Origin of the sequence: Faecalicoccus sp. LCP19S3_E2 (genome assembly GCF_052121255.1) — a bacterium.
Lineage (GTDB): Bacteria > Bacillota_I > Bacilli_A > Erysipelotrichales > Erysipelotrichaceae > Faecalicoccus.
Genome location: NZ_JBQKEP010000002.1, coordinates 217,395 through 239,800, shown reverse-complemented (window position 1 = coordinate 239,800; position 22,406 = coordinate 217,395). Strand labels below are relative to the sequence as shown.

Sequence of the window (22,406 nt, the reverse complement as noted above, 5' to 3'; positions counted from 1 at the left end):
GGTTATGGTTCTCCCTCCCGATCTTACAATCAGGCAAGGTAAACCATAACCAAAATGACTGATCCATGCGGTAAACCAGCTACAGATCCATCATTTATCACTTTCCACCAAAGTTACGCCGGCCATCCACTTCTGATCCAGAAAAAAAAGATCCAGTGTGGCTAAACGATTTCTCTTGTCGTATTTAGTGATATAATCCTCAAATCCTTTCAAAGGACCCTGATCAATCACAAGACGACCATTTTTCAAATGCCCATACGACATGCGAAAGAGATGATCCTTGTCCAAAAACTGTTCAAAGACTCGTATCTCCTCCGCACGAAGAGCAGTTGTCTCTTTATAACACAGCTGCTTGATCAATCCCTTTTTGAATTCCAGAGAAAACAGCCAATCATTAAAATCATCCTGCGATAGGGGGCTACACACAAAGACATATCCCGGAAAGGCGGATTTAATCTCTATACACTTTTTATCTTTTCGATAGTTTTCCATCTTGACGCTGAAGGCATCGACTCCGTACCTTTTAAGATAGGCACAGAAGCTGTCTTCATACGGTGTCAGTACAAACAGGACATACCAGTTATTTTTATTTAGGTTATTTGTACAAATCATTAGGTTTTAGAGGGTGTGTTTTCATCCAACACGATAGCCCTGTTACTTACATAAAAGAAGGTGGGGGAAAGGAGTTCTAGATTGTCCATAACCATCCTCCTTTCTATGACACAGATGGGAAAACAAAAAAAGATCAAAAAGGGATAAACTCTCCTCTGGATTGTGGGAAGCCTTCCCACAATCCTAAAAGGAAATTTACTTCTTGAGCCGAACAGACTACTTATATTTCTGTTCATTGTCCATTTTACCCCCCCCCCGTATCCGTTTGTCAACTTTCCTCTATAGAGAAAGTCCTATTTTTACGAGGATTTTATAAACTTTTACAAACAACTTTCTAACATCATTGATTGCCACATAATAAAAAGAGAGAACCAACTAGAATATAGTTTACGTACTCTCGTTTATTTTATGGAATGGTTTAGTTTGAATTCTGAATTTTTATAATAGGATTATTTATTTCTTTATAATATTTATAACCGATTCGATTTAATCGAATAATATCACTTTCATTCAAAATAGATCCAATAAATACTGTTGGGATATTATCTATGTAAAGAGTATCACTTGTACATAGAATTAAATCATACTCGTTAAGTGTAACATCGGCTACTTCTAAAATATCTACACAGTTATTTACTGTTATATATGGAACCAAGGTATTGATTCTTTCAATTAATAATTCATTTATTCCTAGCCCGTTATCTGAAACTAACAAAGTATTTAAAGTACGTTTATTTCTATCTAATGCATTCGCCAAATGTAAGGCTAAAAAACCTATTTCATCCTCTGAAATCTCCACATTAAATTGTATAGACAATTCCTTGCAACATTGTTTTGTGATATTAAATGTATTTTTAAATTGAAATTTGATTGTTTGAAGTAAAGGATTTTCAATGGGGATGGCATGTTGAAAACGAATCATAGCTGGTCTGCAGTGTGCTAACAAATTGTCAAATAACTTCTTATCCTTGTCAAAAGGATATTTAAGCTTTTGCTTCCAAGATTGAATGAGACAATATGTAAATTCTTTAGCATAAGTTTGAAATATATCTTGTTTTTCTTTCAATGGAGCGACCAATGTAGAATTAATATGAGTACGAAGGTACTGAATTTCTAATTCATCAAAAGTAATCCCATATTCTTCTGCCAATGCATCGTAGATACGCTTCGCATCTTCGTAATATTCTAAACCCTCCATTTGTGAAATAAATTCTTTACTAAGCTCTATAGAATGTCCTTCCATAACTCGAATGACATTAATAAATATTCTTAATAGGAGTGCTTGTGTTCTCTGAAAAGATAAATCTGAAAAAACATTTTTCCCATGTCTTCGAGCAATTTGAAATACCGTTTTAAAGTCGATACCTCGATAATCCATTGAAGGAAAAATAAATTCATTGTCTAGAGTGTCTCTATTCGGATTCAGTAATAAAGAGCTAAGTTTATAATATGCATTGTCTCTATGCATAAAATCAAAAATAGTATCACGTATATGTCTCTCTTTCCCTTTGACATAAAATCCCTGTTCACACGAAACTATATCTAATTTATTGGTCTGGAATGCAGGGCGTATCGATCGTATATCTTTATGAATCGTTGCCTTTGATGTATATAGTTCCTTTGATAATTGACTAGCTACACATGGTTCATCTGCGTTTAATAATCGCAAAGATAAAAAAATCCTTCTAGCTGCCAAAGAATACTCCATATACGCACCTAATTTTTGTTCTACCAAACGCTTTAAACTAAGTTGATCATTTATATTTCCCAATAATTCTACGCCTGTTCCTGTTTTCTTTGAAATTACTACATGATATGGGGTACATAACTCTTGAGCCTGTTTTAAGTCATTTCGAATCGTCTTGTTTGAAACTTTAAGCTTACTTGCAATTTGATCTACAGTTAATGGTTCGCTTTGTTCCAACAACAGTTGTAATATATTGTAAATTCGTTTATTCATCATCAATCACCTTCATATATATTACTAATTCATATCTATTCCAGCATGTTAATTATAGTTTTTTTTCTCTTTTTAAAAAAGGATATCTAGCAAATTAGATACCCTCTACATATTTTTTGATGGCTAGCGTTATACCATTTTCATCATTCGATGTTGTTATATCCCATGCCTTCTCTTTAATAACATCCATTCCATTTCCCATTGCAATAGAATATTTGACATGTTCAAACATGTCAATATCATTTAAAGAATCTCCAAAAGCCATTAAATTATCCTGATTCCATTTATAGGTTTGCATCAAAGCATTGATAGCATTTCCTTTATTAACGCTTTTATCCATTATATCAAGACTGCTTATATGGCTAGAGGTTACAGATACAAAATCTTGTACTTGTTTTTTAAAATCCTCTAATACATCTAAGCGAGAATCAACCATTAATATTTTATAAATATCAGCATCGATCTTCTCTTCTTTAGTATATAAATATGTAGGCACTTCTTTGTATATAAACCGTTGATCCATATCGGAAGAATAAATCGCGTGTAATCCTTTTAGATAATACTTTTGAATAGAATACGCATCCAATAACTCTCTTATTTGTTGTAAATGTTTTGCAGATATACATTGATTGATTTCTAAACACGAATCTCTAAAATAAGCTCCATTGTAGCCCATGCACATCACTCTAGGATCAATTTGTTTTGCGATTGACTCTACATAAAAAATAGGTCGCCCTGAAACCAAGATAATCTTGATTCCCTTATTTAAGCAACGTATTAACGTATTTTTATCTTTATCATCAATTTGCTTATCTGAAGTTAGAAGCGTTCCATCCAAGTCAAGAAAAATAGCTTTGATATCATGCATATGCTTTATTTAAAATGGCCAAACATTCTTCATAGGTGGCAAATGGTAAATGATGTAAAACTGGACTTTGACAAATTAAATCAAAATCTTCTTTCGTCACTCCCATGCTAGAAAGTGTAATATCCATTTCAATAGATGCCATAAACTGTCTAACAATTTGTGCTAATTGTTTTGAACCATCTGCTGTTTCTTCTAAGTTTGGATCCAAAATATGTGCTAATTCATCAAAATCTTTTTTATGTTTCTCGCCCATTACTTCTAAAAAAGGTACAAATACACAAGCTAATGCACATCCATGAGTCATATGTGTAATTCCCCCAATAATTTCACTTAAAGGATGCGGTACATCAGCTCCTGAGTTTGCCAAAGCTTTACCCGCTAATGTATCCGCCAAACTCATTGCCTTTCTATGTTCTAAATCTGAAAGATCATCATGCAATTTTGGCAAATGTTCTACAATTAGCTTTAATGCATTTATGCTATCAAAACGAGAATATACACTGTGATGTACATTTAAATAACTTTCAAAAGCATGTGTAAAAGCATCAAATCCCGTTGCCATACTCATCCGCAGTGGAAGGGTTTTGACCAAATCAGGATCTAAAATGCATTCTTTTGCAAAACAATCTGGATGATATACCGTCAATTTATCTTTTCCTCTGGAAACAACAGCCGCTTGTGTAACTTGTGATCCTGTACCTGATGTTGTTGGGATGGTAATCAATGGTAACATTTGAGTATTGTAGGTCGGATAATCTACATACGGAGAGTCAAAATTTGTAAAAAGATAATCCCATTCAATATTATCTTTTCCATAAGTTAATGATAGGATCTTAGCTGTATCAATACTAGATCCACCTCCTAGAGCTACAATAACATCACATTGTGCCTCGTTGAGTAATGAAAATCCATCTTCAATCATTTCAGAAGTTGGGTTAGGAACTACTTTATCAAAATGAATACAACTAATATCATTTTCTTTTAACAGATCCTTAACTTTGGTATAAATTGGTTGTAGTGGCTCATCTGGCGTTGTAACCAAAAATATCTTCTTTCCATATCTTGATACAATTTCCGGTAAAAGATTTAAAGATTCTAATCCAAAATGAATTTTAGTAGGTTGATAATATTTTTGCATAGATTACTCCATTTCTGTTTGAATATTTAAGGATTGAAAAAAATCTACAATCATTCCATGATCTTCTTCTGGCAACATACCACTTACACTAATACATCCAACAATGCCTTGCTCATAAAGTACTATAGGAATACTTCCCGGTGTAAAAGTATATTTTGATCGTTCTAATCCATATTTCTGAATGAGATTTTCATCACTCCCCTTATTTTTAATGTATAAATCATTGGTTGACATTCCAAAATACAATGTAGAATTTGCTTTTCTATTTAGCCACCGTTCATTATCCATAGAACATGCATCATTAACATACTGATAAATGATTTTGTCAAATAGACGAATTTGTATACAATATTTGTTTTTTCCTTTTGAATTAATGAAATCATGTAATTTGCAACCATACTGATACATCAATTCGCAATTTACTTTACTTAATAAAATGACTGTTTTCATAATTAACGAATCACCATACTTCCTATAATCCATTGTAATGTACAAAGTAAAAGGTAAACGATAAACAAGAGAATACTGTCATTCAAATGCGATTCCTTTTTAATTTCTGTAAACATATCTGAAAGAGAGAAAGATCCTTTCCATTTGTAAAATTTAACCAACGCTATTACACTCAATATTCCAATAATATAATTCACCGTCGCAAAACTCGAAATAGCAATCATAAGCAATCTAAATCGATTCGTTTCAAAGTTTTCTAAATCACTCACTTCTTTTCGCATGTTTTTTGCAACATAAAAAGTAACAATAGCTTGCATTGCCAATATAAATCCACAAGTGATTGAAGCATTTTCTGAAATAATGGTGGCAAAATCTACATGTGTAATTAAACTCATTAATGCTGTGTAGAGTAATACCAAAAGCACAACAATAATGGAAGCAATTTGAATATAGCGAATAAACTTTACAGCATTTGGATTCTTACATTTATTCTTGTTAACAATATACTCATGTTTTTTCATAGGGAAATCCTTTCTTTATAAAACAGTGGCTGAAGATTACCTCCTGCCACTATTTTAATTAATCGATACCTAATATATCTTTTACTTTTGTTGCAATGTTTTGTACCTGTACACCATAAATAATTTGATATGAGTGATCTCCATGAACAACACCTCTAGCTTCCAGATATGCTTTCCAATCATCATCACTGGCAACCAAAGACTCATCTTTAACAGATACACGTAAACGAGTAGCACAGTTGGTAACGCTAACAATGTTTTCAGCTCCACCTAAAGCTTCTACAATACGATATTCTAAACTTTCAGTATCAGAAGTTGAATTTTGTGAACTATCATCCGATTTTGAGTCACGGTATTCTTTCTTAGAGAACAAATGAACTTTAGCTTCTCCTCGTCCTGGAGTTTGCAAATTAAATTTAACAATAATGAATTTAAAGATAAAATAATAAGCAGCAAACGTTAATGGGATCAACCATAATGCGTGCATTGCATGTACCTTTTGTGGTTGAAACAGGTTTGGAATCATAAAGAATAAAGCTGTTCCATTAATTGAAATTTGGAAAATCTCTGCAAGTACATAACAAAGTCCGCAAAGTGGTGCATATACTAACCAGTAGAGTGCAGGAGCAGCAAATAAGAAAGTATATTCAAATGGTTCTGAAATACCAACCATCATCAATGTAAATACAGCTGGTATCATAATAGAAGCAACAGCTTTTCTATTTTCTTTATTTGCACAATGATACATTGCTAATGCAGCACCTGGAATACCACCTAATTGGAACAACAAGCGTCCATTTGTGAAGTTACGAGTAATATATCCGGTAGCCGTACTACTAGCAGCTTGTCCATTAATAATATTTTTTACACCTTCATATACAACACCATCTATTTCCATGGTTCCTCCAACACTAGAATATTCAATTGGGAAAGCAATTAAATGATGTAAACCAAATGGAAGTAACGCTTTATCTAAAGTACCGAAAACAAATGTTCCTAATAATCCTGAGCTACCAATAAAGGTTGTAAGTGCTTGCAGGCATCCTCCTATAAAAGGCCATACATAATAAGTAAGGATAGATAAAGGAACAGATACGAGTGTAACCATTATGATAACCATCTTTGTTCCGGCAAAGAATCCGAACATTTCTGGTAATGTTGTGTCAACAAATTTATTGTGAATGAAAGCTGCAATAACACCAACAATTAATCCAGAAAACATTCCCATATTATATGTGAACATACCCATGAATTCTGTGAATAAAGCATTATAATTCATGGCTTCTTCCATTGCCATTCCGCTTTGTACCAATGCATCCACAGCAACCGTATCAGCAGTTACTCCGTTTAAACTAGCCCAATTTCCAATTCCACTCGTATAAGTAAAGAATAGTACTAATCCAGCAAAGGCTGCCCAACCTTTCTCTTTTTTTGCTAAAGTAAAGGCAATGGCCACCGCAAACCACATTTGTAATGAATTCATGAAGAAGAATCCACAAGATGATAACATTGAAAAAATATTATACAGGATTCCTCCAGGGCTTAAAATGTAATTGGTAAATGCACTACCAATTCCGACAAAAAAGCCGACCATTACAAGCAAAATAATTGGAACCATCATGGCACCAGCAAATGTTTGTAATTTACCTTGAATCTTTTTTAACATATTATTTCTCACTCCTTTATCCAAATCTTAGCAATTAAAGCGCTTACAAACAATGTGAGTGGTTGTCTATTTATTTCCGTATCGATGTGGAAAAATTAACGGGCTCACAAGCTAATAACCTAATAGCTTCACAATAAATTTCCATAGCCTTTATTAAATCAGAAATACGCATATTCTCATTCTCTTTATGCGGTCTAGTATCATATCCATCAAAGGTCGCACCAAAAGCAATTCCTTTATCCAATACACGCGCATAGCTAGCTCCACCTTTACATATACACTCTGCTTTCTCATGACAAATCTTTTCATAAGCTCTTGACAAAATTTGAATTAATGGATCTTTTCTATCTACAAATAAAGCTCTTTTAGTTCTACACACTTTTAAATGTTTATTCAATACTAGCTCTATCTGTTGTTGAATATGATTTACATCATGATTTTGGTCAAATCGAAGATCAATTTTATAAGAATATGAATCTTGATACTTCACAAAATCAAACACGGCAATTGTAGATTTTCCCATATCTGGATCTTCATGATAAAAATGACAATCTCTACCATAGGGATCCATAAAATAGTTAGATATTTCTTTACAACATTTCACGAAAGCATCATCAAAAAATCTTTCTTTAGATAGTATAAAATCTGTCATTTTAAATAATGCATTATCCGCCTTTTGCGGATTTCTTGTTAAAGCACTTTTTCCTGTAAAAACGAATGTTGCTTCTTGATTGGTAAAATAACTAGCTAAATCAGCATCCAGCAATTCTATAGAATTACATTTACATACGATTTCTACATAATCAGGTATTGCATATCCTATTGGAGAAGATTTGATTGAGTTTACTTGTATCAATCCATCTGATTTTATCGTTTCCTCAATTTGAAATGTTACAATACCCTTTTCTCCATTAACAATAGGAAAGTTGCCATCTGGTGAATAGCCTACAATTGGCTGCTTATGTGTTTTAAAATAATGCTCCATACAGTGCCAAGTAGTTTCTTCAGCTCCACCTGCAATAACTTTCACATTCTGCAAAAAAGGATAACCTAAGTCTTTTAATATCTTTATACAATATAATTGAGCCAATAAAGGTCCTTTATCATCATTCACTCCTCTTCCATACAAAATCCCATTGTCTATAGATAACATAAATGGAGGATAATTCCATTTTCCAATGTTTCCTTCCGAAACTACATCTAAATGTCCCAATATTCCTATGTAACTTGTATCATTGTTTACTTGCACATTTGCAGAAATTGCATAACCATCATCTTCTTCTATCTGAAAACCTAATCGTTTCGCAATTTTTGAAAATACATTAAAACAATCCGCAACTTCTTTTCCAAAGGGTTTAAACGCAGTATCTTCTTTACTAATACTTTGAATTGCAATCAAGGTCTGTAAATCTTGTAAATACATATCAAAATATTCATGAATTTTTTCTGTATATTGACTCATAAAATCCTCCTAATGAAAAAAAGAAGAAGTAAAAGTGGTTTACTTCCTCTTTGTATATCCATGATTCGTAAACCATGTGATGACTCGATTAATAACAACCAGGCTAATAAGGCTAAAAACAGCAACCATAAAGTCTTTACTAATTATCCCTGATAAAATCACAACAATACCATCTAACAAGAATAAAATTGTTTGCACTTGCACTTTTTTTAAATAGTGATGAATCAACAATGCGATAACATCTGTTCCTCCGGTAGCACCTTCATGATTTAATGCTAAACCAACTGCTAATCCCACCAAAACACCGCCAAGTAATGCAGCAATGACTTGTTGAATAATAGGATTAATATTTGCAAAAATACCAGTTATATCAATTTCTGGAACAATGGCCATCATCAGAGGATTCATGATAATAACAAAAACAGTCTTAAAGCCAAAAGAAGTTCCAAGAACAAAAAAAGACAATAACAATAAAGGTACAGATATACACAAAGTCATCACTGAAACAGGTATATGGGTAACAGTGGAAAGTATAATTGACATACCAGTGATGCCACCCGGTGCTAAACCGGTAAAAATAAATATCCAATTAACCGCAAGTGCACTGAATATACTAGAAGCAACAAGCCATACTAAATCGATTATAAAGTTTTGGATATCTTGTTGCTTATTCATTCTAAGATTACTCAAGGTTGAACTTTTCTGCTGCAGCATCAATTGACTGACGACAACGTTTTACTCCTGCTGTAATTCCTTCTGGGTCTTTAAAAATAGCACTTGATAATACTACTACATCTGGATTGCATTCAATCAATGGTTCTAAGTTATCGGATCTTAATCCACCATCGATAGCCAGTTCACATTTTGGGTTTTTCTCATCAATCATTTTACGAGCACGTTTAACTAAATCAACGGCACTTCTTCTCCAACCCCAGTTGTCATGACCATCTGTTTCATCAACACCATGTGTTACAATATGCAAACGATCAATGTCATAAATGGATTCTTCTACAAAGCATAAAGGTGTGTAGCATCCTAATGTTAATCCTACTTTTAAGTTACGTTCTCTACACCAGTTAATAATGTAAGCCAATTGTGCACCGATAAAATGTTCTGCAGGAATAATTAGCATATTTGCTCCTGCCTGATGAATTTGATCTATGAACATTATATCCATAGACTCTGTATAAATATGGCATTCAATCGGTTTTTCTGTAAATGGGCGCATGCCTTGAATAACTTGCCATCCACCCATTAACTTCATATTTCGTAAATCATGCATATCAGCCGCATCCGAATGAATATAATCAGCACCGGCATCACTAGCTTCTTTCACAATATCAGCTATATGACCATAATCTACATGAGCCAATCCAGCTGCAATTTTAATATGTTTCATTATTGTCTCCTCCTCTTTTCACACTGAATTATAGCTAATTAACTAGTATATGAGAATAATATAGGAATTTTATTTATTACCATAACTTTGTGGTAAATTGGAACTCTATATTTTTTAATGTTTCCACAATAATATGGTAAGAAATAGCCAACCACGTTTCTTGTTACAAATTAAATTTCCTGTTAATATACAAATGTATTTAAAGGAGATTCTATCATGTTAAACTTGTTTAAAAAAGAAATTCAGATTTGTTCACCTGTTGCTGGAAGAACACAGAATATTGAAAGTGTAAACGATCCAATGTTTTCACAAAAAATGATGGGTGATGGTATCGCTATTTCTCCTTCCGAAGGAAAATTTTATGCCGTAGAATCAGGAGTATTATCTGCCTTTTTTCCTACAATGCATGCATATGGTATCACATGCGATAATGGTGTTGAAATCTTGGTTCATTTAGGGATTGATACAGTAAATGCCAATGGCAATGGTTTTACAAGTACCAAAAAACAGGGAGATCGTATAGAAAAAGGTGATTTAATCATTACTGTCGATCTTGACAATCTAAAACAAACTTATGATATGACAACTATGGTCGTGATTACCAACTTAAACAATAAAACAATTATTAAGAAAAATATTGATCAAAACGTTACACACTCTGATACAATTCTTACGCTGAAATAATTTAAAGTCAAAATATTTAATTCCATATTCCAATTCTTTCATATACATCTAACTTTAGGCAATTCTATAGCAGAATTGCCTATTTTGTTCCTATGGTCATCCTCATTTAGACTCCAAAAACAACTCTTTTAATACAACCACTCTCATTATTAAAGCTTTTTCACTGAAAGTTAACGCGATTTAATAATGAATTCAAGTATAACCGAAACAACTTAGAATTTTTTAATTATTTCAGTTATAGTTGAAATAATTTCAAATTTGACTTTTATTTCAGCTATACTTGAAATAATTATGAATTTTGATTGTATTCCAATATATCTGAAAAAAGTGAGAGTGTCCTGCTCTCACTTTATACGGTTGGTGTTGTCTGTTGCATAGAAGGATGCCAAGTAGTTTGTGTTGGATATTGACTGACATCAATCTGTAGCTCATTGATCTTTTGTTGGATCTCCGGATTTTGATCCTGATAATAGAAATAGATGACGTTGGCCATCAAACGCTGTTTGGTTCCGGCCTCTAGTGGAATACTTCCATCGATGTAACAAGAAAATTCAATACCGGTACTCATCGTATTTTCACTAACAACTTGTACCGTTACATTATGTTCTGCTTTGTTGCCGGCTTCATCTGTCGCACTGACAACAATCGGATATTCACCTTCGGCTGCCAGATTGACATCACCTGTTACTTGTACTTTGACTTGTTTATTTTCATCAATGGCCAGGAAGTATTTGGTTAAATCTACATCTAAAGCGTTTAATTCTACAACAATACGATCCTGCATACCTACAAACGTCGGTGGTGTCGTATCCTCTGGTTCTTTTTTTGTTTCTTCCTGTGTTTCTTTTTCCTGTGGTTTGGCAGGCTGCTGTCTTGATTGAAGCATAAAATACCCGGCCCCAAACAATACGATCAGAACAAGGAATAATCCAATGATGATTCCTGTTTTCTTCGAAAAATGCTTTTGTGAAGGCACTTCTTTCTCCGGATCGATCTTAACATCCGGAAGATCTTTGAATTCGGTATTTTCGTTCTTTGGGGTTTGTCGTTCCATATCTTGTTCCCCTTTCATTAGTAATAGTTATAATAAGATTCGGTAGTACGATCCGCCTTACTTAAAACAGTACCAATCACATGTGCCCCATTTCTTTGTATCTGCGTTAAAGCGGTACGTGCCATTTTTTTATCAGTATCCTGAGCCGATACGACAAAAATCGTGCCATCACTTACACAGGAAACCGGAATCGCATCGGATACAGAAAGAACAGGCGGACAGTCTAAAATGATAAAATCAAAGCGTTGGCGCATATAAGCCAAAAATTCTTTAAACTTATCGCTGGATAATAGTTCCAGAGGGTTTGGTACTTTGATACCGGCAGGTAATACGTAAAGTACACCTTCTCCTTTTTTATCTTTAAATTTTTGGAAGAAAGTATCAGGAATGTTTAGATCTTCCTGTGCCAATACATTGCTTAAACCAAAACGATTGGAGATATTAAACTTTTTATGAATTTGCGGCTTACGCATATCGCAATCAACGAGTAACACCTTACTAAACTGATTGGCACTGACAATGGCCAAGTTAGAAGATGTCGTTGTCTTTCCTTCTCCGGGATTGGAACTGGTGATGTTGACAACCTGTACTTTGGTATCGACCGATGAATATTCGATATTAGTTCGTAAATGTCGATACACTTCCAATTCATCAAACTGTTTGGATTTCTTTGGTGTATTTTTTTTCATATCGATTCCTTTCCTCTCCAGAATCTACGCGTAGATCCTGATTTTGTTATATTTTCAAGTGGTTCGCTTTTTAAAATATGCTCAGGATTGGCATGAAGCACTACATCCGCTGCTTCTTGTCCTACATTCTTTTGAATCCATTGATATGCATCAGAAAGTTGACAGATTCGATGACCACTTGCCCGATGGGCATCGCTGGCCACAATATGCACCATGGCATTTTTAAACAACTGATAGGCATTTTTCTGGATCGTTCTTCCATGGTCGCCTAAAAGGCTGGTACGATTGACCTGAATCTTACACCCCATATCGATCCAGTCTTGTACACGCGATAAATCGATTTTTGTATGAAAATAACGTTCTACATGAGCTACGATCGGGGTATAACCGCGAATGATCAATTCATACAATCTGTCTTCTACCTGTGTGCTATCTTGCAGCTTTTCTCGCACATTAAACTCACAAAGGACATAATTTGAATTAGCCAATGGATAAAACCATTCGTTTTCTATCATTTCTAAATAATCTTCATTTAAGAAAAGCTCACAGCCAGAGTAATAGTCAATGCCGAAGGTATGAGCCAAATCTCTTGTTTCCACCATTCGATTGGCCATTTGACTCACTTCGTTCCACTGTTGTCTTCCGGGTATAAAATGTGGGGTGGCAATAATGGTATCAATGCCATCTTCTTTCGCCATCTGAAACAAAGCTTTGCATTCTTCAAGCGTTTGTATGCCATCATCAATCCCCCAGGTACAATGGTTATGTGTATCTATAAAAGACATACAACCTTACCTTTTATAAGGCACAGTAGCCAATACTGGAATTCCCAAATAATTTTCGGCGGCTTCTCGTGTACGAAGACGATTATCAAACAAGTAATAAACCGTTACGATACCGGCAGATACGATCAAACCAACCGCAAAACCAATCAGGGTAAATTTCGAACGACTGGGTGATACCGGATTTTCATTGACTTTAGGTTCATTGATCACAGCTAAGTTATCAATACGAAGTACATCCAACATCTCTTCATTAAAAACAGAAATGGTGTTTTCCACAATTTCATACGCTAATTGTGGATCTGTTGTTGTCGATTGAATATCGATCAATTCGGTATCTGTGGCATTACTGATCGTCAAAGTATCTAATACTTCCTTATAGTCTTCCAATCCTACTTTCTCTGCCACCTGTGCTGTGATGGTTTCTCCCTGCAAGATCTGCATATAGTTATTGACCATACGAGAGTTTGTCTGAATACTGTTGTAGTCGATCGATCCTTGTTCACTGATTCGTGGTGTGATATAAATCGTAGCCTCACTGCTGTATTGTTTCGGGATGATAAATGTGGCAAGCACCAATCCAATCATCGCAAAGACAATGGACGTAAAGGCAATTGGTACGATTTTTTTCTTCAGGGCATTAAAGAGATCTTTTAGATCGATCTCCATTTCATCCTGGTTCATTTCCATTTTTTCATTCATTCCGTAATACTCCTTCTCTTTATTCGCTTGTCGATGTATCGGCATGCAATACATCGGAAATCTTCTGTTTTGCTGCTTTGACGGTTGCCTGATCGGGAATCATGACATACGCTGTTGTTCCTAATTCCGCACACATCAAGCTATCACCGGTTCCATCCAGCATATATTGTTCGATCTTCCAGGACGGATTTTTATCCAATTGAAACTGCACCAGGCTGGCAATTTCATCACTGGAGAGATTGGTTTCAAAGGTATTGCCCAAGGCTTCCAACAGTGATGTATAATTCATCAAAACCGATGGTGAAGTCACGTCATCAATGATTCCCATCAGAACAATCTGCTGGTTTCTGGTTCGCTGTCTGTCACCATCCACATAGGCATAACGTTCTCTTGAGAAATTTAAAGCTGTTTTTCCATCGATATGCTGTTGTCCTGCCGCAATACTAAATCCTTTAGTTTGTGTAGAACTGGCAACGGCGGCTTCTTCCGGTACATTAACATCAATGCCACCTAAAGCATTGACCACTTCGGTTACACTGTCAAAGCCTACCTTAAACGTGTAATTGATTTCGATCCCTAAAAGATTTTCAATTGTCATCTTGGTCGTATTAACACCATTCATTCCTGTATGTGTCAGTTTATCCATAGCTCCGTTTTGGCAGCCATCGTCCGCATCACAAACGGTTGTCACATAATAGTCACGAGGAATGCTTGTCAATAAAATGGTCTGCGTATTCGGATTGACTGTTACAACCATATTCACATCCGAGCGGGCATTTTCTTCAATATCGACACGAGAATCACTACCCGTTATCAGTACATTAAACGAATGACTCGTGATGTCATCGACAGATTTTGCTTCCGTATTATTATTCACTTCAATCTCTGTTTGAAAGATCACACGCGTATTTTGATTAAAGTTAGCAAAGTCTTCCATATCCGTAATTGCCGAGCGACTGGACTCCAGTAAGATAATGGCTTCTACCTCATCCTTATAAAACGCATTCACCATACCGGATAAAGAATCATACTTCTGACTTTCAAAATCGACATGATGTGATTCAATATCTTTGACACAGGCTTGTGTTCGATCTTTGGAAATCGTCGAAAGCATACCAATCGTCTTTTCCTTCAAATCTTGTATGGTTTCATAATCACTGCTCTCCTTGACAATGACCGATACCATATTTGCGCCTCTTGATGGTGTTGATATCTTTTCCAACATAGAATTGGTGGCCTGCACATAATAACCAACAGTTCCACTGACAACCATGATCAAGACCATAAAAATAGCACTGATGATTCGTCCAACCTTCTTTTTAAAATAGAAATTAACTAATAAGATCAACAAAACATCCAACACGCAAAAAACGGCAATAGCTAAGAACAAAAATTGATTAGGTATTGCCTTAAATGTGATCAATTCATAGAATAAAAAACCTGTACACAATACTAAAAGTACAGAAAGTGTGACATACAAAATACGTTCCACCTTTTTCATTGGAATCCTCCTTGTATCTCACCCTCTAATAACCTAATCATTATTTTAACGTATTTAAATTCAAATACAATAGCCATATGATGTATAATTGGAAATTTCATTCATATAACATTTTTATAACAATGAATATATGACAAAAGGGACCGAAGTCCCTTTGTTTGTGTTTATTAAGCTCGTTTACGCCATACCAATAAGAGTCCCATTAAAGAAACGGCACTGCCGATTAAGCTAATGAATAATCCCGCTCCTGTCTTAGCAGCAGTATCAGATCCATCTGTATTCTGACCTGGATCTTCTTGACCTCCGTTTCCTGGCTGCTCATTTTCCTGGTATGCATTGGTAAAGATGATAGCTTCTTGTGCTTCTCCATCTTTCGTGATGTCACAAGTTGTGACAACTATATGTCCTTTGTGATCATCTTCTACATGGATTACAATATCATAGATACTTTCATCGTATTGAATACCTTCTTGCCCATCATTGACTTCGGATATTGTGTAACTGTAGTTACCAGCTTTGTCAAAGTCAATTGGTTCAAAGTTGATCATTCCTTTTTCGTTGTTTGTTGCTTTGGATACGACATTTCCTTCTTCATCTTTTAACTCAAAAGTAAACTGTCCATCGCTTAGCTCTTTACCCTCTAACTTCTTGATAGCACCAAGCTGTACATTGGCACTGCTGATTGGGGCATACGTATTTTTAAATACGATAGAATCTACTGCTTTTTGATCTTTAGTAACCGTCCATTCTACCTTTAAAGTACCATCACCCTGATCCGTAACAGTAGCCACGGCATTATATACAGAAGTATCGTAGTTCATACCCAAGACTCCTGTATTAAACTCAGAGATGGAATATTGATATGTACCTGCTTTATCAAAGGTGATTGGGGCAAAGGCAACGTTGCCATCGGCATCATTTGTAGCTTCGGAGACTACATTTCCCGCTGTATCCTTCATCTGGAATGTAAATTGACCAGCTTCTAAGTTCTGACCTTTCAATTCTTTTTGAATAGATACTGTGCCATCCGTTGGTGAACTTGTCACAGTCGTAGTTTGATATACATTCACAAATGTGAATTTAGGTCCTTCTGTCGGAGTGGAAACAACACTTAATGTACCATCTCCATTATCTGTCACTGTGACACTAACGGTCTTCACAGTTGTATCATTGGTTACACCAGCCACAGCACCCGATTCACTAATGGTATAGATAAATGTCTTAGAGCGTGTAGATACGTCCACTTCTTGTGTATCTTCTGTTGTCTCTTCGACATTGCCGAATACATTTTCCATCGTATATTCAATCAAACCAAAATCAACATTTCCAGAAACATCATTAGTTACGGTTGTGATCGAAGGCATCGGTGCCCCCTCAGATCCGGTAATCGTAAATTGATATTTACCTGTGATATCCGGTATATTCGCTCCGCTATTGGCCTGCAAGACTTTGGTTCCCTTCATATCAATGGATGCTTTGGCATTTTGTCCATAAACATTGACAAAGTCTAAGGCTGTCGTACCTTCCGGATAGATGACTTCTATAGCTAATGTGCCATCACCTTGATCCGTTACTTGCACCTGAAATGTAAAGCTGGATCGTACACTTTGAACACCAGTAACTGGTGTCATTTCTTCCACAGTATAGTTATAAATATAGGTATTTTGTTCTTTGATAGCTAAACCATTGGCAACATCTGCATTCAACTGCTGGGTTGTATAAGTTATCGGTGTAAATTCAATGTTTGCTGCTTGTCCATTCGCTGCAGACTGGTTTGTACCGCTCGATACTGATGTTTTAGTGGCATCTTTTGTGTTCGTTATGACAAAGTTAAATTCAGAAGCAAGCATGTCACGGCCATTTAGCGTTTTTGTAGCCTGAATTTTTGTAGCACCCTGTCCGCCTAATGTGCCACTGGCATCATAACGGTTATTAAACACAACAACAGCGTTTTGATCAAAGACTTGGTCATCCACTGTGGTTTGAACACTAAGTGTACCATTTCCATTATCCGATACGCGGATTGTCACTGTATGTTCAGCTTGATCATACGTATAACCAGGCTTGTTATCCGGAATAACTTCTTTGATTAAATACGTAAATGTTTTTCCGATATCCTTTTGATCAAATTTCATCGAATCAAATACACTTATTATGGAAGTATAGCTGCCATCACTATTGATCTGTTCTTGTGCCGGCACGGTAACTTTTGTGATTTCCTGACCATTTTTTTCACTGGATTCTTTATCTTGTGCCGTAACAGTAAATGTAAACTCATCTTGATCAATAGATTTACCGATCATGTTCTTCTGAATACGTAAAGCTCCCACTGCATCATAATCTAGCGAAGTCGTACTATACGTATTGGTAAATGTCGTATTTTGTTGTGCTTGCGCTACAGCACTCAATGTTCCATCTCCCGTATCTTCTACGACTACAGTTACATTCGCTGTATGATCATCATATAGGATACCATTTGTTTCTGCAGGAATATTTTCTACTACTTGATACTGATAATTTCCTGGTTGTGTATAGGTAATCGTACCAAAGTCAAAGTCTTGGGCAGTATCTTTTGTAACTTCAATCGTCTTAGTCTGCTCATTTGATCCTTCCGGCATTGGTGCACCTTCCAAACCTGTTAATGTAAAGGTGAATACATCCTCTTTCGTCCAGTCACGTCCTACTAACTCTTTTGTGAAATTAAAGCTTGTCGGCACTCCCGTAAAGGCTGTTGTGCTATATGTGTTGGTAAATGCGGCAACATTTCCATCCGTATAAGCAATGTCAGCCTTTAACTGACCATTTTCTCCTGTAACCGTAACAGTCGCAGTTGTTACATGCGTATCATATGTAATACCATTCTTGGATGGATGATCCTTATCTACTCCATCCGGCAGCTCTTCAGAGATCTGATATTTATACACACCGATTTCATCAAAAGTAATTTTTCCAAAAGATCCCTTTTGCACATTTCCACTCGCCGGCTTTGTCAAAGTCAAGATATCATTGTCTTCACCCTCTGGCATCGGTGCATTATCAACCGGCGTTAAAGTAAATGTAAAGCTTTCATCATTTTCCCAATCTCGTCCTGATAATGTCTTCTGTACCTGAATACCGGCATTTGTTTCATCACCTATAACGATAGATGTAGGTTCATAAGTATTGGTAAATGTAAAATTATTTACTACTCCATCTTCACCATCATTCGGCGTAACAGTAGCAACAACATTTCCCTGTCCATCATCAGTAACTGTAACTTTTACAATCTTTTCACTTGTATCATATGTCAAACCATTCCATGTTGGATGCTCAGAGGTTACATCCTGTGATAAAACTTCTGTAATTTTGTATCCAAACGTCTTACCAACCATATCCTGTGTGAATGTCATCTCACCAAAATTTACATCACCATTGGCAATATTTTGTGCAGTCGTATTAACATTTCCATCCTCTGTGAGTGGCATTGGTTGTGTAGAATCATCATCAAAGACATCACCACCATCTTTGTTAGATCCTAAACCTTCGATCTTAAAGGTAAATTCACCATCCACTAATTTTCGATAACTATGGATGACATCTAATATTTTCGTTCCTTGAATGGAAATAGTTGCTTCTTCCGCATTATAATCATTTACAAAACCAATCGTATTGACTGGATTTGCTTCAAACGCACCATTTACATATTTCTGTATAAATGGATTGGATGGATAGCTTAAACCTCCCACTGTTCCAGAAATCTCGTTAATATCAGCTAATGCGAGCGTTCCATCTCCATTATCTTTAATCACAATATTCAATCGATAAACTGCCGAATCATAGTCCACACCAGGTAATTTTTCATCCCCTGTTGGAATACTTTCTCGAATAATATATCGGTATTCTCCAGGCTTATCGAATGTTATAACTCCATCAAATTTAAAATTTGTCGCATTTTCTGATTCAGGGTTAATGGTTACAGAAGTTACATCTTTACCATTTTCATCCTTTGGTAATGGTGCATCTGGAGTTGCTTGTGCAGCTGCAATCGTAAAAGTAAAGCTGTCTCCATATTGGAAATCACGCCCCTCCATCGTCTTTGTACCACTTAATGGTAATTTTAAATCTGTCGATGTAACTGGATCTACCGAATAATTGTTTGTGAATACTACAGTCTCACCTGCACCTACAGTTCCACTTGCAATATTTTCGTCTGTAAGATTATCAGCACCGGATACATCTTTTAGTGTAAATCCGTCAGGTATATTTATTTCTTGAATCTGATAGTCAGCCTTTTCCATTCCCATGAATTCAATAGATTGGCTTTCCTGTAATGTAACTCGTGCTTTACCATCTTCATCAAATCTTACATCCATACTTACTGGTTCTTTAGATTCTTCTGTAACATAAGCTTTTACAGTTGTGCTCTTCTTTGCCTGAGAAGTAATTTCGAAAGTAAATGTTGCATCCGGTGCAGTCAAACCTTCATCAGCTGTCACATTTTTTTGAATTGTTAAAGAAGCTGTCGGAACTTTTAATTCCCCATTGTTTCCTAAATATACTCGGAATGTACCACTTTGTGCATCCCCTTCCGTGCGATATTGAAAAGTAGGTGCATATGAAGTTACAGCTGTATTTGTTTCATTTGGACTCTTATCTTTTGTGAAATCTGCAATATTTCCTAAACGTGGAGCACCAGCCTCTAAATAAGCATAGTTTTCTATACTTTTTGTATATCCACTCATGATTGATCCAAGCCGAGCTTCATAAGTCGTGACTTTCTGTTGATTCTCATAATAGGTAAATGGAACATAGTATGTAGTATCTGGATCAATACTTGTTGCATGTCTTGTACCCATATTGTCTAAGTAAATCGGTGTATCTTCCTGTATGAAATAATAGCTATTGTCATGGGCCGGTTCATATTCTACAAACGCATTTCCTGCTGTTTTACTGGTTAAACTGGAATTTGTTCCATCATAATAGTTACTGAAGAATAGAACATTTCCTTCTCCATCCATATGATTTTGAATATAATCGTTTGAAACGACAGAATAGTTTATATTACCATCTGATTGAAGTACATCTTCTTTTAAACCAACACTATAGACTAACCGCATTGGATACATCTTTTCTTCTTTTTGCCCCGTGACAGAATCAGAAGCATCTAATTCAACAATATCATGTACAATAGGAATCAAAGAAGCCGGGATCTTCATCGTCAAGACTTGTCTTTCGTTTTCTTCAGTTTCAGATATAGTAATTTGAAGATTGCGTAAATCTTGTTCCCCATAAACATTGTTTACAAATATGTCATTTGCAGTATCTAAAGTAATAGAATTTGTATTTTTATCGTAATTTCCTTCAAATAATTTATCTCCAATCACCAATCCTTTTACATCTTTTAATTCCATGTAATCCCCGATAGTATCGGTATATGTAATATAACCACTATTTGTCAAAGCACCTGTAACTTCTGTAGGTGCCTTCCCCTGATCAACCATGGAATTAGTAATTGATTCAAAAGCTTGATCTAGTTCACTAGAATTGTTTGCTGGATAATATGCCGTATTGTACTTTAAAGTAGTGATATCATTTTTTGATGGATGATTTAAGATATAGTTATAAATAACTCTATCTTCCACCTTGTCACTTTTTGTAACATAATGAACAGTGGCTTCTCTATTGTTTTCATAATTATCCCAAGCTTCAAAAATTCTATTAATTTCCTCAATTTTAGACTGGCCATCAAAATTATCCAAAGGATTTAAAACCAAGTTAGCTAATTCAACCATTTCAGCAGTCTGTTGATTTGTACTAAAACCAATCGTATAGATATTCATCTGATCATTAAAATAATGTTCAGTCACAACATTTTTCATATAAGATGCTGTCATCATAGGCAACATTCCATTGGCAGACCACGCATTAGAATTATCACCCCAACCAATAGATTCATTTTGGGTGGTACTTAAGTCTTCCCACCAATCTTTCAATCCTTGGTCACTGAATATAGTCGTTGGTGCACCATCAGACATCAATACTACATTCGGAATTCTTTGAACGTTTTTTCCTTCAATAATCACTGTTGTATCTTCTACACCCATTAACATCTGCATAGCTTCGTTCAAGCCATAATGAATATTTGTCTTAGAATCTGTTTTTCTACTATCATTGTTTATATGATTTTCAACTGTTGATTGTCCATCATCTTGACCATTTGTTCCAGAAAAATTAACCAATTCTAAATAGTTCTTATTCTTGATATTCTTAGCTTTAATCTCTTTTGCAGATGTCAAATCCATAAAAACCTGACCAACACGATTAAATGTCACTATGCCTATACGGTTATTTTCATTCGCATTCACTAAGGTATCAATTGTATTGTTTAAAGAATCCACTAAATATTTAATTCGAGAGTCTGAGCCATCCGGATTCGAAACTTTTTGGCTATCAACACCCCATGTCATACTTGCAGAAAAATCCAATACAAAAACGACATCAATTGGAGATGCTGTTTGTGATTTGATTGTTTGAGCACTTGATAAAGCTGAGAAAGTCACTAAAAAATCTTCTTTTTCTTTGTCCACCTTCAATTCAGTATTGCCATACTGTACTGATGTGCTTACACTTTTATCAGTCCATATGCGGCCTGCATATTGTGTAGATCCCTGATTATACGTTTCTTGATAATTCATCGCAGTTGATGGATCTGCTGTATTTTCACTTGCGTATACAATGTTAGATTGTGACCAAAACAGCGTCATTCCCATTGCCATACACGTTATAAACGCAAAAACAGCTAATAAGGATTTTCTTACCTTTCTTCGTCTTTTTAATAGCATATAAATCTCCCTTTCTGTACGAATCTAATCTAAGTCAAGAAAATCTTACCTCCCCCCTTATAAAAGTGTCAATGAATAGCTATTTTATAACCAAATA

General features: G+C 35.3%; 17 protein-coding genes. 1 reads left to right on the top strand and 16 read right to left on the bottom strand.

Annotation, left to right across the window (positions count from 1 at the left end; translation table 11 throughout):
* Window positions 1-90 precede the first annotated feature (90 nt).
* From ACTQX6_RS03090 to ACTQX6_RS03045, 10 genes are all read right to left on the bottom strand, one after another.
* Complete coding sequence (locus tag ACTQX6_RS03090; RefSeq protein WP_168965016.1) at window positions 91-612, bottom strand: transcription termination/antitermination NusG family protein; 522 nt, start codon at window positions 610-612, stop codon at window positions 91-93.
* Window positions 613-1,030: 418 nt separating this feature from the next.
* Window positions 1,031-2,572, bottom strand: a complete 1,542-nt coding sequence (locus tag ACTQX6_RS03085; protein ID WP_304002486.1) for a BglG family transcription antiterminator — start codon at window positions 2,570-2,572, stop codon at window positions 1,031-1,033.
* Between the two features lie 94 nt (window positions 2,573-2,666).
* Window positions 2,667-3,440, bottom strand: a complete 774-nt coding sequence (locus tag ACTQX6_RS03080) for a Cof-type HAD-IIB family hydrolase (protein WP_117446080.1) — start codon at window positions 3,438-3,440, stop codon at window positions 2,667-2,669.
* Window positions 3,433-4,578 carry an iron-containing alcohol dehydrogenase gene (locus ACTQX6_RS03075; RefSeq protein WP_117446079.1) on the bottom strand — a complete coding sequence of 382 codons (1,146 nt, stop codon included), beginning with the start codon at window positions 4,576-4,578 and terminating at the stop codon, window positions 3,433-3,435. The genes ACTQX6_RS03080 and ACTQX6_RS03075 overlap by 8 nt, the downstream gene beginning before the upstream one ends.
* A gap of 3 nt (window positions 4,579-4,581) precedes the next feature.
* Window positions 4,582-5,028 (bottom strand): heme-binding protein, encoded by a 447-nt coding sequence (locus ACTQX6_RS03070; RefSeq protein WP_168965020.1) that lies wholly within the window; start codon window positions 5,026-5,028, stop codon window positions 4,582-4,584.
* A 2-nt stretch (window positions 5,029-5,030) separates the two neighbouring features.
* Entirely contained in the window at window positions 5,031-5,549 is a 519-nt protein-coding gene (locus ACTQX6_RS03065; protein ID WP_117446077.1) for a hypothetical protein, read from the bottom strand.
* A 58-nt stretch (window positions 5,550-5,607) separates the two neighbouring features.
* Window positions 5,608-7,215 (bottom strand): PTS transporter subunit EIIC, encoded by a 1,608-nt coding sequence (locus ACTQX6_RS03060; protein ID WP_117446076.1) that lies wholly within the window; start codon window positions 7,213-7,215, stop codon window positions 5,608-5,610.
* Between the two features lie 70 nt (window positions 7,216-7,285).
* On the bottom strand, window positions 7,286-8,677 hold the full coding sequence (locus ACTQX6_RS03055; RefSeq protein WP_117446075.1) for a Sapep family Mn(2+)-dependent dipeptidase: 1,392 nt from the start codon (window positions 8,675-8,677) through the stop codon (window positions 7,286-7,288).
* A 39-nt stretch (window positions 8,678-8,716) separates the two neighbouring features.
* The gene (locus ACTQX6_RS03050; protein WP_168965023.1) at window positions 8,717-9,352 is read right to left on the bottom strand and encodes a YitT family protein; all 636 of its coding nucleotides are present in this window, start codon (window positions 9,350-9,352) and stop codon (window positions 8,717-8,719) included.
* A 7-nt stretch (window positions 9,353-9,359) separates the two neighbouring features.
* A complete protein-coding gene (locus ACTQX6_RS03045; RefSeq protein ID WP_117447175.1) occupies window positions 9,360-10,076 on the bottom strand; it encodes a ribulose-phosphate 3-epimerase in 717 nt (238 codons plus the stop codon).
* 216 nt (window positions 10,077-10,292) lie between these two features.
* Here ACTQX6_RS03045 and ACTQX6_RS03040 point away from each other — a divergent pair, with 216 nt between their 5' ends.
* Window positions 10,293-10,760, top strand: coding sequence for a PTS sugar transporter subunit IIA (locus tag ACTQX6_RS03040; protein WP_117447176.1), 468 nt, complete (start codon window positions 10,293-10,295; stop codon window positions 10,758-10,760).
* Window positions 10,761-11,109: 349 nt separating this feature from the next.
* Here the strand turns inward: ACTQX6_RS03040 and ACTQX6_RS03035 are convergent, their stop codons facing one another.
* The 6 genes from ACTQX6_RS03035 to ACTQX6_RS03010 all read right to left on the bottom strand — a co-directional run bounded on the left by ACTQX6_RS03035 (window position 11,110) and on the right by ACTQX6_RS03010 (window position 22,309).
* A complete protein-coding gene (locus tag ACTQX6_RS03035) occupies window positions 11,110-11,814 on the bottom strand; it encodes an immunoglobulin-like domain-containing protein (protein ID WP_147321526.1) in 705 nt (234 codons plus the stop codon).
* Window positions 11,815-11,831: 17 nt separating this feature from the next.
* Window positions 11,832-12,503: a CpsD/CapB family tyrosine-protein kinase gene (locus ACTQX6_RS03030; protein ID WP_259295365.1), complete on the bottom strand. Its 672-nt coding sequence runs from the start codon at window positions 12,501-12,503 to the stop codon at window positions 11,832-11,834.
* Entirely contained in the window at window positions 12,500-13,288 is a 789-nt protein-coding gene (locus ACTQX6_RS03025; RefSeq protein ID WP_117447179.1) for a tyrosine-protein phosphatase, read from the bottom strand. Before ACTQX6_RS03025 ends, ACTQX6_RS03030 begins: the two co-directional genes overlap by 4 nt.
* Window positions 13,289-13,294: 6 nt before the next feature.
* On the bottom strand, window positions 13,295-13,987 hold the full coding sequence (locus ACTQX6_RS03020) for a YveK family protein (protein WP_168965025.1): 693 nt from the start codon (window positions 13,985-13,987) through the stop codon (window positions 13,295-13,297).
* A 19-nt stretch (window positions 13,988-14,006) separates the two neighbouring features.
* Window positions 14,007-15,488, bottom strand: coding sequence for an LCP family protein (locus ACTQX6_RS03015; protein WP_320863019.1), 1,482 nt, complete (start codon window positions 15,486-15,488; stop codon window positions 14,007-14,009).
* 167 nt (window positions 15,489-15,655) lie between these two features.
* On the bottom strand, window positions 15,656-22,309 hold the full coding sequence (locus ACTQX6_RS03010) for a Spy0128 family protein (protein WP_441657227.1): 6,654 nt from the start codon (window positions 22,307-22,309) through the stop codon (window positions 15,656-15,658).
* Window positions 22,310-22,406 lie beyond the last annotated feature (97 nt).

Bases quoted from the DNA above. Each gene is read 5' to 3' on its own strand.
- ACTQX6_RS03090 (WP_168965016.1), bottom strand. From the start codon at position 612: ATGATTTGTACAAATAACCTAAATAAAAATAACTGGTATGTCCTGTTT.
- ACTQX6_RS03070 (WP_168965020.1), bottom strand. From the start codon at position 5,028: ATGAAAACAGTCATTTTATTAAGTAAAGTAAATTGCGAATTGATGTAT.
- ACTQX6_RS03050 (WP_168965023.1), bottom strand. From the start codon at position 9,352: ATGAATAAGCAACAAGATATCCAAAACTTTATAATCGATTTAGTATGG.
- ACTQX6_RS03060 (WP_117446076.1), bottom strand. From the start codon at position 7,215: ATGTTAAAAAAGATTCAAGGTAAATTACAAACATTTGCTGGTGCCATG.
- ACTQX6_RS03075 (WP_117446079.1), bottom strand. From the start codon at position 4,578: ATGCAAAAATATTATCAACCTACTAAAATTCATTTTGGATTAGAATCT.
- ACTQX6_RS03085 (WP_304002486.1), bottom strand. From the start codon at position 2,572: ATGAATAAACGAATTTACAATATATTACAACTGTTGTTGGAACAAAGC.
- ACTQX6_RS03020 (WP_168965025.1), bottom strand. From the start codon at position 13,987: ATGAATGAAAAAATGGAAATGAACCAGGATGAAATGGAGATCGATCTA.
- ACTQX6_RS03080 (WP_117446080.1), bottom strand. From the start codon at position 3,440: ATGCATGATATCAAAGCTATTTTTCTTGACTTGGATGGAACGCTTCTA.
- ACTQX6_RS03055 (WP_117446075.1), bottom strand. From the start codon at position 8,677: ATGAGTCAATATACAGAAAAAATTCATGAATATTTTGATATGTATTTA.
- ACTQX6_RS03040 (WP_117447176.1), top strand. From the start codon at position 10,293: ATGTTAAACTTGTTTAAAAAAGAAATTCAGATTTGTTCACCTGTTGCT.
- ACTQX6_RS03035 (WP_147321526.1), bottom strand. From the start codon at position 11,814: ATGGAACGACAAACCCCAAAGAACGAAAATACCGAATTCAAAGATCTT.
- ACTQX6_RS03025 (WP_117447179.1), bottom strand. From the start codon at position 13,288: ATGTCTTTTATAGATACACATAACCATTGTACCTGGGGGATTGATGAT.
- ACTQX6_RS03015 (WP_320863019.1), bottom strand. From the start codon at position 15,488: ATGAAAAAGGTGGAACGTATTTTGTATGTCACACTTTCTGTACTTTTA.
- ACTQX6_RS03010 (WP_441657227.1), bottom strand. From the start codon at position 22,309: ATGCTATTAAAAAGACGAAGAAAGGTAAGAAAATCCTTATTAGCTGTT.
- ACTQX6_RS03065 (WP_117446077.1), bottom strand. From the start codon at position 5,549: ATGAAAAAACATGAGTATATTGTTAACAAGAATAAATGTAAGAATCCA.
- ACTQX6_RS03045 (WP_117447175.1), bottom strand. From the start codon at position 10,076: ATGAAACATATTAAAATTGCAGCTGGATTGGCTCATGTAGATTATGGT.
- ACTQX6_RS03030 (WP_259295365.1), bottom strand. From the start codon at position 12,503: ATGAAAAAAAATACACCAAAGAAATCCAAACAGTTTGATGAATTGGAA.